Annotated in this window: 9 protein-coding genes; 5 read left to right on the plus strand and 4 right to left on the minus strand. The window is 71.0% G+C overall.

Annotated elements, in window-relative coordinates; all coding sequences use genetic code 11:
• Positions 1 to 12 precede the first annotated feature (12 nt).
• From JEQ17_RS29780 to JEQ17_RS29790, 3 genes are all read right to left on the minus strand, one after another.
• On the minus strand, positions 13 to 171 hold the full coding sequence (locus tag JEQ17_RS29780; RefSeq protein WP_200398020.1) for a hypothetical protein: 159 nt from the start codon (positions 169 to 171) through the stop codon (positions 13 to 15).
• Positions 172 to 343: 172 nt separating this feature from the next.
• On the minus strand, positions 344 to 1,153 hold the full coding sequence (locus JEQ17_RS29785; RefSeq protein WP_200398021.1) for a phosphatase: 810 nt from the start codon (positions 1,151 to 1,153) through the stop codon (positions 344 to 346).
• Between the two features lie 187 nt (positions 1,154 to 1,340).
• Positions 1,341 to 3,071 carry a PucR family transcriptional regulator gene (locus tag JEQ17_RS29790; protein ID WP_407700094.1) on the minus strand — a complete coding sequence of 577 codons (1,731 nt, stop codon included), beginning with the start codon at positions 3,069 to 3,071 and terminating at the stop codon, positions 1,341 to 1,343.
• Positions 3,072 to 3,336: 265 nt separating this feature from the next.
• Here JEQ17_RS29790 and JEQ17_RS29795 point away from each other — a divergent pair, with 265 nt between their 5' ends.
• The 3 genes from JEQ17_RS29795 to JEQ17_RS29805 all read left to right on the plus strand — a co-directional run bounded on the left by JEQ17_RS29795 (position 3,337) and on the right by JEQ17_RS29805 (position 7,547).
• Positions 3,337 to 4,800 (plus strand): sodium:solute symporter, encoded by a 1,464-nt coding sequence (locus tag JEQ17_RS29795; protein ID WP_200398023.1) that lies wholly within the window; start codon positions 3,337 to 3,339, stop codon positions 4,798 to 4,800.
• A gap of 63 nt (positions 4,801 to 4,863) precedes the next feature.
• Entirely contained in the window at positions 4,864 to 5,865 is a 1,002-nt protein-coding gene (gene speB / locus JEQ17_RS29800) for an agmatinase (protein WP_200398024.1), read from the plus strand.
• The gene (locus tag JEQ17_RS29805; protein ID WP_200398025.1) at positions 5,862 to 7,547 is read left to right on the plus strand and encodes a thiamine pyrophosphate-binding protein; all 1,686 of its coding nucleotides are present in this window, start codon (positions 5,862 to 5,864) and stop codon (positions 7,545 to 7,547) included. Before speB ends, JEQ17_RS29805 begins: the two co-directional genes overlap by 4 nt.
• Before the next feature lie 85 nt (positions 7,548 to 7,632).
• Here JEQ17_RS29805 and JEQ17_RS29810 read toward each other — a convergent pair whose 3' ends face one another.
• On the minus strand, positions 7,633 to 9,123 hold the full coding sequence (locus tag JEQ17_RS29810) for an FG-GAP and VCBS repeat-containing protein (RefSeq protein WP_200398026.1): 1,491 nt from the start codon (positions 9,121 to 9,123) through the stop codon (positions 7,633 to 7,635).
• 226 nt (positions 9,124 to 9,349) lie between these two features.
• Between JEQ17_RS29810 and JEQ17_RS29815 the strand changes: the two genes are divergently transcribed.
• Positions 9,350 to 9,733: a CU044_2847 family protein gene (locus tag JEQ17_RS29815; protein ID WP_200398027.1), complete on the plus strand. Its 384-nt coding sequence runs from the start codon at positions 9,350 to 9,352 to the stop codon at positions 9,731 to 9,733.
• Between the two features lie 47 nt (positions 9,734 to 9,780).
• Positions 9,781 to 14,064: an nSTAND1 domain-containing NTPase gene (locus tag JEQ17_RS29820; RefSeq protein ID WP_234048417.1), complete on the plus strand. Its 4,284-nt coding sequence runs from the start codon at positions 9,781 to 9,783 to the stop codon at positions 14,062 to 14,064.
• The last annotated feature ends 23 nt before the right edge of the window (positions 14,065 to 14,087 follow it).

A 14,087-nucleotide genomic window follows, 5' to 3' on the forward strand; every position in this document is an offset into this window, starting at 1 on the left:
GTGCGAGGCCGTTCACTCCGGCCTGACCACGAACGCCCGCACCCCCCGCATCCGCATCCCCGTCCCGTACGGCTCCACATCACCGTGCACCGCCACCTCGAAACCGTCGAGCCAGGCCGCGGCGGCCTTGTCCACGTCCTCCGGACGCAGCTCCACCCGCACGCTGCGCACCCGTTACGCATCCTCGTGGGGGGGGGAGTGAACCGTAGATCGTCGCCTGGCAGTCGCCCTGCCCGCTCAAAGGCGTGACCACGCCGTGCAGGACTGCACCCTCCCCGTGGGCCGCCCGTTCGTGCAGGTGACACCGGCGAACAGCATCCGGGACACCGTCCGGGCGAAGGGCTCAGTCCGTGTCCGTGTCGGTTTCGGTGAGGCCCGCTGCGTCCAGTAGATAGGCCGTCATCGGGTCGTAGTGGCGGGGGCTTGTTACGTGGTCGTCCATGGGGATGGTCACCTGGACCGTGCCCTCCGACTCCGCGAGGAACAGGGCCGGGTCGTTGCAGTCCGCGTAGCCCATGGAGTCGATGCCGAGCTGGCCCGCGCAGCCCGCCCAGCCGTGGTCGGCTACGACCAGGTCGGGCAGCGGGCGGCCCTCGCCCTCCAGGCCCTTCAGGATCGCGCGCATCGGCTCGCCCGAGTGGGTGTGCCACAGCGTCGCGCCGTGCTCCAGGACCGCGACGTCCGCGAACTGGAAGACGTATCCCTCGTCCGTGGTCAGGCCGTCCGGGATCACGACGATCTCGCAGCCGGCCGAGCGCAGGGCGGCGGCGGTGGCGCGGTGCACGTCGAGGAGGCCACCCGGGTGGCCCGTCGCGAACAGCACCCGCTGCTTGCCCGCGGCCGCCTTGCGCAGCCGGCCGGCCATCCGCTCCAGGGCGTCGACCGTCAGATCCGGGTCGATGGTGTCCTGGCCGTAGCGGTACTCCGGGTCGTCGTTCACGCCGCACCGCTCGGCCATGACCGCCAGGACGTCCTGCTCGTCGGTCCAGCGGTCGCCGAGCTCCAGGCCGAGCCAGTAGTTGCGGTCGCCGTTCGCCAGCTTGCGGTAATGGGAGAGGTTGTTCTCGCGGGGGGTGGCTACGTCGCCCGCGATACGCGTCCGTACGAGGTGGTCGACAAGGTCGGCGCGGCTGGGGGTCCCGGGTATCGGCATGCCCCCATTCTGCCGGTGCGCTCCGCCGGGTGGCGCCGGTGTATCGAACCGTGGGACATGGGTCACTCGGGGTTTGGGGCGGGGCGGGGCGGAGTGGGGTGGGCGCGGTTGTGTGCCGGGTGCGGGTGGTGTGTGGCTTGTCGAGCAGTTCCCCGCGCCCCTGAAAAGCGGGGCTGCGCCCCGGCCTTTACGCCTGCCGCAGCGCGAACCACAGCTCCATGCGTACGTCCGGGTCGTCCAGGTCCGTGGACAGCAAGGCTGCGCAGCGGGCGATGCGTTGGCGGACCGTGTTGCGGTGGACTGAGAGGGCGACTGCCGTGCGGTCCCAGCTGCCGTGGAGGGAGAGCCAGGTGCGGAGGGTCTCCGTGAGGGCGGGGTTCGCGGCGATGGGGGCGAGGACTGTACGGGCATGGGTGGCGGCCTCCTCCGGCGGGACCAGGTCGGCGAGGCCCGGGTGTTCGCCGTGGCGGACAAGGCGGGCACGGGTCGCCCTCGCCCGGGACAGGGCTCGCGCCGCCTGCGTGTCCGCGGACCCCCACTCGTGCGGGCCGACCTCGGCGCTCGCGCCGCACGTCCAGCCCGGCTGGACCGCCAGTTCACGGTGGCCCGCGGGCACGAGGACCCGTACGACATCACCGTCCACGTCCACCAGCGCCGAACCCAGTGCCGCCCCCAGCGCGGACGCGGTGACGGCGTCCGGCGCCGGGCCGTCCGGCCGCGCGTGCACCACCACCCAGCGCTCACCCCCGCCCAGCAGCGGCGCGACCTCCTCCGGTGCGGCGCCCAGCAGCAGCCGTACCAGGGCCGAGGAGCGGGCGGCACCCGTGCTGCTCTGGTGCTCCCCTGTGAGGAGGGAGAGCAGCACCGCGCCCACGGACGCGATCGTGTGGTCTCCGGGGTCGCGGCGCGGGGCCGCCACGCCCAGCACGAAACCCTGCCCGGTGCCGAGGGCGTACGCGGCGAGATGGACGCCGGCTGCGGTGTCGCTCGCGGAGGAGGGGGAGGGGGAGGGGGATGGGGATGGGGAGGCGGAGGGGGAGAGGCTGGCGCCGGCCGTCGAGCTGCCGCTCGAACCGGGTCTGCCGCCGGGCCCGGATCTGCCCCCTGCCCCGGAACCGCGCCCCGCCCCAGATCTGCCCCCTGCCCCGGAACCGCCCCCCGCCCCAGAACTGCCCCCCGTACCGGAACCGCCCTCGGTCGCCGGGCGCACCACCGCCACCAGCCCCGCCAGCGCCCCACTCACCTCCGCGGCCGCGCCTGAGTCCGCACCCGCGCCCACGTGCAAGCCCCCGCCCCCGCCCACCCCCGGCATCCGCCCCGCCGAAGCCACCTCCCCGCCGTCCGGGGCGTACAGCGTGGCCCGGCCGCCCACCCGTTGGGCGAGTTGCCGCAGGACCGACGGGACGGGGTCGGGGCGGGCCGCGGCGGCGGCCAGGCTCTGCTGGGCCTCCGTGACGCGGCGCAGTTCGGTGTGGCGGGCCTGGGCCATGAGCTGCCAGACCGCCCGGGCCACGCCGGAGAAGGTGGTGCGGGGCGGCACCTCCACCAGCGGCAGCCCGTAGTCGTCGCAGGCCACGACCAGGGCCCGCGGGACCGTGTCGTGCACCGGGGCCACCCCGAAGCCGAGGGCGGCGCCGCCCGCCTCGACGATCCGGGAGACGTAGTCGTCGAAGTACGTGCCCGAGCCCGCCGCCTCCGGCACATGCACCCCCGCCGTGAGCAGCAGCTCGCCGCCGAGCAGATACGGATAGGGGTCCGCCATCTCCGAGGTGTGCGCCCAGTGGATCACCGTGGCCGAATCCCGCGGCCCCGCGATCTGCCGCAGGCCGAGGTCCTCCCGGGCCAGCAGTGCGGAGAGGGGGACGGGAGGTGTGGGTGGGACGGCAGGGGCGGGGCCCGGAACGGCAGAGTCCGGCATGGTGGACGTTTCCTCCATCGGATCCGGTGACTGTGGATGAAACGTACACTTCATCGTTGCTTTCCGGCCACCTAGGGTCGTCCCCACCGGAGGCCGCGGGTACGGGCGGATGTCCCCGCGAAAACGCCAAGCGAATGTCACGTGACGACGTCGTACGAAGACGTCCTACGGCGACGCCGTACGACGACGCGAGCCGTCAGCCACCGGCGAACCACCATCACCCACCCGCACGACACGCCACCGAACGCGCGAAGAGGAGCCCCCAATGGCCGTCGACTACACAGTGATCGTCGTCTATCTGGTCGGCATGCTGGCCGTGGGCTGGTGGGGCATGCGCCGCGCCAAGTCCAAGAGCGAGTTCCTGGTCGCCGGACGGCGGCTCGGCCCGACGATGTACTCCGGCACCATGGCCGCGATCGTCCTCGGCGGCGCGTCCACCATCGGCGGCGTCGGCCTCGGCTACCAGTACGGGCTCTCCGGCGCCTGGATGGTCTTCACCATCGGCCTCGGGCTGCTGGCCCTGTCGGTCTTCTTCTCGGCCCGCATCGCCCGGCTGAAGGTCTACACCGTCTCCGAGATGCTGGACCTGCGGTACGGCGGCCGGGCCGGTGTCATCTCCGGCGTCGTCATGTGGGCGTACACCCTCATGCTCGCGGTCACGTCGACCATCGCGTACGCCACGATCTTCGACGTCCTCTTCGACATGAACCGCACGATCGCGATCATCCTCGGCGGCTCGATCGTCGTCGCGTACTCGACGCTCGGCGGCATGTGGTCGATCACCCTCACCGACATGGTGCAGTTCGTCGTCAAGACCATCGGTGTGCTGCTGCTCCTGCTGCCCATCGCCGTCGTCAAGGCCGGCGGGTTCAGCGAGATGAAGGCGCAGCTGCCCACCGAGTACTTCGACCCGCTGGGCATCGGCGGCGAGACGATCTTCACGTACGTGCTGATCTACACGTTCGGCATGCTGATCGGGCAGGACATCTGGCAGCGCGTGTTCACCGCGGGGAGCGACCGCACCGCCAAGTGGGGCGGCACCGTCGCGGGCACCTACTGCCTGGTCTACGCGCTCGCCGGGGCCGTCATCGGTACGGCGGCCAAGGTGCTCTACCCGAAGCTGGGCAGCGCCGACGACGCCTTCGCGACCATCGTGAAGGACGAACTGCCCATGGGTGTACGGGGGTTGGTCCTCGCCGCCGCCCTCGCCGCCGTGATGTCCACGTCCTCCGGAGCCCTCATCGCCTGCGCGACCGTCGCCAACAACGACATCTGGTCGCGACTGCGCGGAGCCGTCACGGCCGACTCCGGCGAGGAGCGCGACGAGGTCAGGGGCAACCGTGCCTTCATCCTCATCATGGGCGTCGCGGTGATCTGTACGGCGATCGCGCTCAACAACGTCGTCGAGGCCCTGACCGTCGCCTACAACCTGCTCGTCGGCGGTCTCCTCGTGCCCATCCTCGGCGGTCTGCTCTGGAAGCGCGGCACCGCCCAGGGCGCCCTCGCCGCCGTCGCGGTCGGCGGCCTCGCGGTGATCGGCCTGATGGCGTCCTACGGAATCCTCGCCAACGAGCCCATCTACTACGGGCTCCTCTCCTCCCTGGCCGTCTACGTGATCGTCTCGCTGGCCACCCCGGCGACCGACCCGGCGGTCCTCGCCGCCTGGCGCGAGCGGCTCGCGGGCCGCGGCTCCGAACCCGTGTCCGAATCGGTTCCGGCTCACCAGTAGAGTCGGAGAAGCAGCACATACGCGATGAAGCGTGTGAATCGCAGGAAAGAAGGCATTACCCCCATGAGCAGTTACGAGACGCCCCGCGGCCCCGTCGACTCGTCCCGCGTGCCGCGGTTCGCGGGCCCCGCGACCTTCGCCCGGCTGCCCCGGCTCGACGAGGTCGGCACCACCGACGTCGCCGTCGTCGGTGTGCCGTTCGACGCGGGCGTCTCGTACCGCCCCGGGGCCCGCTTCGGCGGCAACGCGATCCGCGAGGCGAGCCGGCTCCTGCGCCCGTACAACCCGGCACAGGACGCCTCGCCCTTCGCCCTCGCCCAGGTCGCGGACGCCGGTGACATCGCCGCGAACCCGTTCAACATCAACGAGGCCGTCGAGACCATCGAGGGCGCCGCCGACGAACTCCTCGGAACCGGCGCCCGGTTGATGACCCTCGGCGGCGACCACACCATCGCGCTGCCGCTGCTGCGCTCGGTCGCCAAGAAGCACGGCCCGGTCGCGCTGCTCCACTTCGACGCGCACCTCGACACCTGGGACACGTACTTCGGCGCGGAGTACACCCACGGCACCCCGTTCCGCCGGGCCGTCGAGGAGGGGATCCTGGACACGGAGGCCCTCTCCCACGTCGGCACGCGCGGCCCGCTCTACGGCCGGCAGGACCTCACCGACGACGAGAAGCTCGGCTTCGGCATCGTCACCTCCGCCGACATCTACCGGCGCGGCGCCGACGAGGTCGCCGACCAGCTGCGCCAGCGCATCGGTGACCGCCCGCTCTACATCTCCATCGACATCGACTGCCTCGACCCGGCCCACGCGCCCGGCACGGGGACGCCGGAGGCGGGCGGCATGACCTCCCGCGAACTGCTTGAGATCCTGCGCGGCCTCGCCTCCTGCAACCTGGTCTCCGCCGACGTCGTCGAGGTCGCCCCCGCGTACGATCACGCCGAGATCACCTCCGTCGCCGCGTCCCACACGGCGTACGAACTCACCACCATCATGTCCCGCCAGATCGCGCAGGCCCGCGAGAAGAACGCGCAGGCGCCCGAGGAGACCGACGCCAAGTGACCCACGACCACGACCTGGTGCTCCGCCCGACCGCCGCTCAGACGGAGGCCGCACTCAACCCGCCGCCCGGACGCAACGGCGGAGACCTCGTCGTGGAGACCCTCACCGGTCTCGGCGCGACCACCGTCTTCGGCCTGCCCGGCCAGCACGCGCTCGGCATGTTCGACGCGCTGCGCCGCTCCGACCTCGCCTACATCGGTCTGCGGGTCGAGAACAACGCCGGGTTCGCGGCGGACGCGTACGGCCGCATCACCGGCGAGGCGGCCCCGCTGCTCCTGTCGACCGGCCCCGGCGCGCTGACCTCGCTGGCCGCGCTCCAGGAGGCCGCCGCCGCGAGCGCCCCCGTCCTCGCCATCAGCAGCCAGATCCCGAGCGCGGGACTCGGCGGTGGACGGCACGGCTATCTGCACGAACTCCCGGACCAGCAGGCCTCGTTCAGGGGCGTCGTGAAGTCCGTCCACACGGTCCGTACGCAGTCGCAGATCCCGTCCGCGATCGCCGAGGCCTGGGAGTCGGCACTGACCGCCCCGCACGGCCCGGTGTGGGTGGAGATCCCGCAGGACGTGCTGCTCGCCGAGACGTCACTGCCCGTCGTCACGGCCGCGGACGCGGCACCCCACGACCTGCCGCCCCGCCCCGAACTGACCGCCGTGGCAGCCCACTTGCTCTCGAATGCGGCCCGCCCCGCGATCATCGCGGGCGGCGGAGTCGTACGGGCCGACGCGTCCGGCAAGCTGCGGCAGCTCGCCGAGCGGCTGAACGCGCCCGTCGTCACCACCTTCGGCGGCAAGGGCGCCTTCCCCTGGAACCACCCGCTCTCCCTCCAGTCCTGGCTGGAGGACCGGCACACCACGGACTTCCTGGAGGACGCCGACGTCCTGCTCGTCGTCGGCTCGGGCCTGGGCGAACTCTCCTCGAACTACTACACGTTCAAGCCCCGCGGTCGGGTCGTCCAGATCGAGGCCGACCTCGGCAAACTGGAGTCCAACCACCCGGCCCTCGGCATCCACGCGGACGCCCGCCTCGCCCTGTCCGCCCTCCTCGAAACCGTGCCCGAGCGGGAGGACGAGACGGCCCCGGACCGCGTACGGGCCGTGCTCGACCTCGTCCGCGAGCGCATCGAATCCCAGGAACTCACCCTGGAACAGCGGGTGTTGTCGGCAGTCCGCGAGGCCCTTCCCGACCGGTCGGCCAGCTTCTGGGACATGACGATCCTCGCCTACTGGGCCTGGTCCGCCTTCGACCCCCGCCGGCCGAACACCATGCACTCCGCCCAGGGCGCGGGCGGCCTCGGCTACGCCTTCCCGGCGGCCATCGGCGGCGCGGTGGCCGACCCGACCCACCCGGTCCTCGCGGTCTCCGGCGACGGTGGCGCGCTGTACTCCATCGCCGAACTGGCCACCGCCAGGCAGCACAACCTCGACGTGACCTGGCTCATCGTCGACGACGGCGGCTACGGCATCCTGCGCGAGTACATGACCGACGCCTTCGGCCGGTCCACGGCGACGGAACTCTCCCGCCCCGACTACGTGGCGCTCGCGGAGTCCTTCGGCGTCCCCGGCGTACGGACCACTCCGGACACCCTCGCCGACGACCTCGCCAAGTCCCTTGCCACGCCCGGCCCTTCGGTGGTCGTACTGCCGGCGCTGCTGCGGATGTTCGCGCCGACGCACCTGGACTGAACCGCTCCTGACCCGGAGATCCGGCCCGGACATGACGGTGGGGCGGCACGAGGCCGCCCCACCGTCATGTCCGTGGACCGCTCGCTCAGCGCAGGTACTCGCCGAAGTGCGCCGCCGTGGCGGGCGCGCCGAGGTCACCGGCGCCGAACGCGAACGACGACGTGGCGGTGAGGCCGCTCGCCGTGCCCTTCAGCACCCAGACCGCGCCGTTCTGGGCGTTCTCGGCCGTGGAACCGGCCGCGAGGTCGGCGTGGCCGTCGCCGTCGAGGTCCAGGAGAGCGGTGCTCACACCGAACTCGTCGCTGTTCTCGGCGACTCCGGGGACACCGGCGGTGTCCTGGTGGAAGGTCTTCGTTCCGGCGCCCGTGGCGCCGGAGGCGCTGCCGGGGACCAGGGCGATCGAGCCGGCGTCGTAGATGTCGCCGATGTCCTCGCCCGGGATGCCGAGCGCGATGTCGGCGTAGCCGTCACCCGTGACGTCCGCGACCGAGACCGACGCGCCGATCTCGTCCTCCTCTTCCTCGACTCCGGGGAACCCGGGGCTGTCCTGGTTGAAGGTCTGGACGCGGTCCGAGGACAGGCCGTTGGCCGAACCGAGGGCGACCTTGACGGTGCCGCTGCCCCAGTCGTTGCCGACCACGACGTCGTCGAAGCCGTCGTTGTCGACGTCCCCGACGCCGGTGCCCGTCTTGTTGCCGGCGGCCTCACCGGGGACCCAGCCGCTCTTGAAGCCCGTGCTGCCGCCACCGAGGAGCAGGCGGTTGCCGTAGACGCCGTCGCCCTTGTACTCCCAGACGACGATGTCGTCCTTGCCGTCACCGTTGACGTCACCGGTCTCGGTGGAGGTGTAGGGGCCGCTGATGGAGTCGGCGTCCTCCTCGCAGCCGCCGTTGGTGGCGCAGGAGGCGTCGTCGGCGTCGTAGCCCCACCACAGGGACTTGTCCAGGACGGGCAGGACGGCGGTGGGCGTGCCGGTCCGCGAGATCGGGCCCTTCCACACGGCGGCGGCGCTGCTGGGGGCCTCGTCGCCGAAGGAGGACACCTGCTCGAACAGGGCGAGGTCCGTCTTGCCGTCGCCGTCGAAGTCACCGGCCGTGGGGGACTGCCCGTACCCGGCTATGGCCGTGCCGCCGGTGAGTCCGGAGGTGGAGCCCCAGAGGATGACGGAGCCGGCCTTGCCGCCCGAGATCACCAGGTCGCTGAAGCCGTCGCCGTCGAGGTCGCCCTTCGTGAAGTTGGTCCCGAAGTACTCGTTGGCGACGGCGGAGCCGGGAACGCCGCTGGTGGAGCGGCTGATGAGCTTCTTGTTGGCGGCGGAGACCCCAGTGGCTGAGCCGTACGTGACGGCCACGTAGCCCGCCTTGGCCTTGCTGGAGATCGTGGCGTCCGGGGCCGACACGACCAGGTCGGCGTATCCGTCGCCGTTGAAGTCGTCCTGCGCGTCCGCGGACCCGGTGGCCGCGTGCGCCGAGGCCCCGGTGAGGGCCATGGCGCCGAATCCTCCGGCAAGCAGCACCGCGGCTGCCAGAGGTGCGGTGAGGCGCGCGGTACGGGTTCTGCGGTGTGCTCGGGACATACGGGAAACCCTTCGAGTCGGTCTGGTCCTGCACGCGGAATAACGCGTTCAGGTGGTTCGACTCGATCAACGCGCCTCCGGTTGTACGCCTCAATGTCATGGATTCGTAACCGCGAATACGCCCGTGCGTTTCGAACTCCCCTTCACTTACGGGGAGTTCGGCGACGGCCACAGACGGAGATCGGCTTCGTTACGATCTCCAGCTCCCGAGTGTTGGAGGATTGCCATGGGTGAGCGCCCTGTCCACACGGTCGAAGTCCCCCTGGGTGACGGCAGCGACGAAGCGATCCGCGTCCAGATCCACGAAGTGGACGAAAGCCTCGTACGAGTGGGCCGTGGCGGCCGCTCGGTGGTGCGGGCGGAGCGATCGTTCGGCCAGATGCTGGACACCGTCCGGCCCGTGGCGGAGAGCTTCGTGGGGCGTTTCCGGGGACTGGCGAACGCTCCGGACGAGATCACGCTGGAGTTCGGGGTGTCACTGTCGGCGGGGGCGGACGTGGTCATCGCCAGCACCGCGACGGCCGCTAACTTTTCCGTAACCCTCACCTGGAACAAGAGTGAACGCAGTGAAGGGGAAGGCTCAACTACCCATAATGCTCAAGGTAGTTGAGCCAGCAGTGTTACGGGGGAACAGTGACTGAAGCACAGTCACAGAACGTGGGCGACGCACCGGCCTCGGCCGTGGTCTGCGTCAACGGGGCAGATGGCATCGCCGTCGGCGCGGGCTTTCTCGCCGGCCCGGACCTGGTACTGACGTGCGCCCATGTCGTGTCGGACGCGCTCGGCCTGCCGCGTGAGAAGACGGTGGCGGTGGGAGCCGTCGTCGCCGTCGACTTCCCGCTCGTGCAGGGTGACGGCATCGAAGGGGCCGGCCCTCCGGGCCGCACGGCCGAGGTGGAGCGCTGGATCCCGATCCGGCCCGACGGCACGGGAGACCTGGCCGTGCTGAGGCTGCGGGCCCCGGCGGCCGGGGCCTGCCCGCTCCCCATGGCTGAACCCGTCGATGTCTGGAACCACCACGCGCGCGTCGTGGGGTTCACCGGCGGCGAACCGCGGGCGATCTGGTTTCCGGGAACGCTCAGCGGTGCCACGAGCGAGGGCTGGTTCCAGCTGTCCCGGGCCAACGGGCAGGCCACACACATCAAGCAGGGCTTCAGCGGCAGCCCCGTATGGGACATCGACCTGGGGGCGGTGGTCGGTCTCGTAGTGGCGGCGCAGCCCGAACAGGACGCGCAGCAGGCCTTCGTGCTCCATACGGGAACGCTGCTGCGTGAGCTGCCCGACCTCGCGCCCGCCATCCGCCCGGTCTCGCCCTTCAGGGGCCTGGCCACCTTCCAGGAGGACGACGCGGGCGTCTTCTTCGGACGGGACGACGACATCCGGGAGGTCATCACGGCCTTGCGCGGCGTTCATCCCACCGTCACTCTCTACGGCCCTTCGGGCTGCGGAAAGTCCTCTCTGGCACTGGCGGGTGTCGCGCCCCGCATGCAGCAGGACGGCCACGACGTGCTGGTGGTGGACGCCGGCAAGGTCTCGTCACCGCGAACCGCGCTCTCCATCGTGCTGTACGAGGCGGTCAGGACCGGTCGGTTCGGGGCGCAGCGGGTGAACAGCGCCGAGGAGGTGGAATCCCTGCTCGCAAGGCGCGGTCTCGCGGACACGCTGCACTCCGTGCGGGGAGGCGCACCGGGCCGGACAGTCGTCGTGCTCGACCAGGCCGAAGCCCTCCTGGACCGCACCGGGACCGAGGTCGAGGAGGCAGTCGAACTGCTCTTCCCGCAGCACCGTCCGCAGGAGGGACCGCGGGTACTGGTGACCCTGCGGGCGGACTTCATGGACGCGATGCTGAAACATCCGCGCCTGGGTCCCGCGTTGAGGGGCGGCAGAACGCTTCCGCTCACGCCGATGTCCCCGCAGCAGCTCTCGGAAGTGGTCAGGAAGCCGATCGAGCGGATTCCCGCGGTGGAGTACGACCCCGGGCTCGACCAGAGCATCCTGGACGACGCGGGCGGCGAGCCGGGCATTCTGCCGCTGCTGGGCTTCGTACTGCAGGAGTTGTGGGACCGACGGGTCGCCGGACGGCTGCGCGCCACCGCGTACGAGGAGATGGGCGGCGTCTCCGGTGCGCTCGAACGCCACGCGGAACAGACCTGGCGGGAGTGCGTCGCGGGACAGCCGGAGTCGGAGGCCGAGGCGCTGCGACTGCTCACCGGCCTGGTGCGCGTGCTGCCGGGGAGCGAGACTCCGCTGCGGCGCAGGATCACGCGTCAGGAGGCGGGTGAGACACGGTGGCGGCTGGCCCGGGCGTTCGCGGAGCGGCGGCTGCTCGTCCTGCACGGGGACGAGGACGAACCGGAAACGGCGGAACTCGCCCACGAGGCGCTGATCACGGCCTGGCCGGCACTGCGGCAGCAGGTGAAGGCCGACGCGGAGTTCCTGGCGGCGCGGGCCGAGGTGGGCCACGACCTCGACCGCTGGGAACGGGGCGGCAGGTCCGCCGACCTTCTGGCCGGGACTTTTCAACTCGCTTCTCTACGACGTCGGTTGGGTGAGCGGGAGCGGGAACTGACCAGTGCGGAAAGGGATTTCCTCGCGCTAGCACGACAGCGGCAACGGGTGCGCCGGATCCGGGCACGTGCCGCCTGGACCGCCGTGGCCCTGGTGTTCGCGCTGATCGTGGGCCTGAGCACCTTCCTCGCCTATCAGGCGCAGGTCAGCGCGGCGCGGGACGCGGAATCGCGGTCGCGAGCCCTGGCCGGCCTCTCGGACCAGGTCAGTCTGCGTGACCCCGGCCTGGCCGCCCTGACCGCCATGGCCGGTTATGACGTGTCGCCTACGCACGAGGCCCGGAGCGCGCTGATGCGGCAGTACGAGCGGCTCAAGCACGCGTCGTGGGTGCTGAGCGGAGTGGACGGAGAGATCCGCTCGGTCGCCACCAGCAACGACGGCCGGGTGACCCTGGTGATCACAAGGACGGGGCGTGCGACCCTGTTCGTCCGTGGCGCCGGGGGCAAGGTGGTGCGCAAGCAGCTCCGCCTCGCCGTCTATGTCACTGCCGTGGCGGTCAGCAGGGACGGGCGGCGCATCGCCTATCTGTCCGCCGGATTCGCCGACCTGCACTGGCACGAAGTGAACCGTGCGGCTTCGGCGGAGGGCGACCTGCTGGGGCCTGAGCGCACCGTGGCAGGCGGACGGTACGAGAACGCGAGCCGCGCCGAGAAGACCACTAAGAACCCCTTCGGGGTGCTCGGTCTTTCTCCGGACGGGAGTCGAGCGGTCACGGTGTCCGCGGACGGACGGCTGTGGCTGTGGGACCTGAACACCCGCCGGAACCGCGTGCTCACGGCCAGGGTCAAGGATGTGCAGGGCGCGTGGTTCGGAGCGGACGAGGACACGCTGGTGGTCCAGCTCGCGGCCCCCGAACCGGAGTTCGAGGCCTTCAGGGCGAGCATGGCGGCGGTCGACATCGGCACGGGGAGAACATGGCCTCTCGCGGAGGAGGTCGACGCGTCGGACGATTTCGCGAACATCGGCGTGTCGGGTGACGGCAGTGTCCTGGTCAGCTGCGGGAAGGGGGCCGACGAGCAGGTCGTCTACCGGGCCGTCCGGGTGGCGGACGGTCGGGAACTGAGACGTTACGAGCCCGAACTCGAGTATTCCTGCGACCGGACAGTCGTCGACCGGGCAGGCGACCGCTTCGCGTACGCGGACAGCGGCGGCTGGACCGTCGTCGACACCCGGCAGGGCGGTGCGGTGGAGCAGGCACTGGGGGACAGTACCGGCGAGGTGAACGGCATGCCTCTCCTCGGGGACAGGCGTGCTTCCAGCGTGGTCACCTGGACCCAGAACGCGGTGCTCGCCCGGCCGGTGATCACGGACGTCTTCGACATCAACGGATCTCCGACGCTGCTCGAAAAGGGCGACCGAATGGTGGTGTACGAGGGGAAGCGCGGCGAGCGACTCGCTCTCGTCGACAGCAGCGAGTTGCTGTCGGCCCAGAGGGAACGGACCGCGATCGTCACCCGGGTGGACCGGGGCGTCACGGTGGACGAGGGGGCGCCTCCGGAGCCGTTGCAGGTCAACTCCGCCGAAACGCTGCTGGCCGACCTGGTCGCCCCGAACAGGATCGTGGTGCGCGCGCTTCCCTCTCTGCGCAAGGTCACCGAGATCACCACAGTGATGCCTCCCCTCGACGATCAGGGGACAGCCGAGAGGCCGCAGTTCAACTTCCTCGACGGGGACGAGTTCATGACGGTCTCCGGAAGTGTGGTCGAGCAGTGGAACGCCCGGGACGGCCGACGGAGCGGCAGGACGATCGAGCTGCGCGATCTGCGGCTCACCGAGCAGACGTCACCGAAGTTCTCTGTGGGGCGCCACCCCAAGCCGGGGCGCCTTCAGGTCTCGGTGGAAGGCGAGGGCGAGGTCCACGCCGTCGATCGCGGAACGGGCAAGGAGGACAAGGACCTTCGGGTCAGCTTCTCCAGCGACGACTTCGTCACCGCCTCGTTGACGAAGGACGGGCGGCACGCACTCGTACTGGCCCGGGGCCGCATGCTGGAGGTGTGGTCTGTTCCGGACGGAGGAAAGGCGACCAGGGTGTTCGGCCCCTTCGGCCCGCTGACCGAGGGGGACGCTTCGCAGCTACGGCCGATGGGAACCTCCGGGCTCGCCCTGGCCAACGCGAACTCCGTGCGCTTCCTGCACTTCTCGGACCTCGACCGCCTGGACTCCTACGACTTCGTGGCAGACCAGTCCTTCCTGGCGATGTCCCGGGACGGAAGGACGCTGATGCGAACACTGGAAGGAGGCAGGGTGGACATGTTCCGGCTCGACCCCGAGCTCTGGAAGCGCTACCTGTGCGACATCCTCGGCCGCGACCTCACCGCGGACGAGCGCCGGGGCATGCCCTCGGGGCTGCCCGACGTGGTCTGCCCGGTCTGACGAGAGCGGTTGAACTCCCCATG

The organism is Streptomyces liliifuscus (genome assembly GCF_016598615.1).
Lineage (GTDB): Bacteria > Actinomycetota > Actinomycetes > Streptomycetales > Streptomycetaceae > Streptomyces > Streptomyces liliifuscus.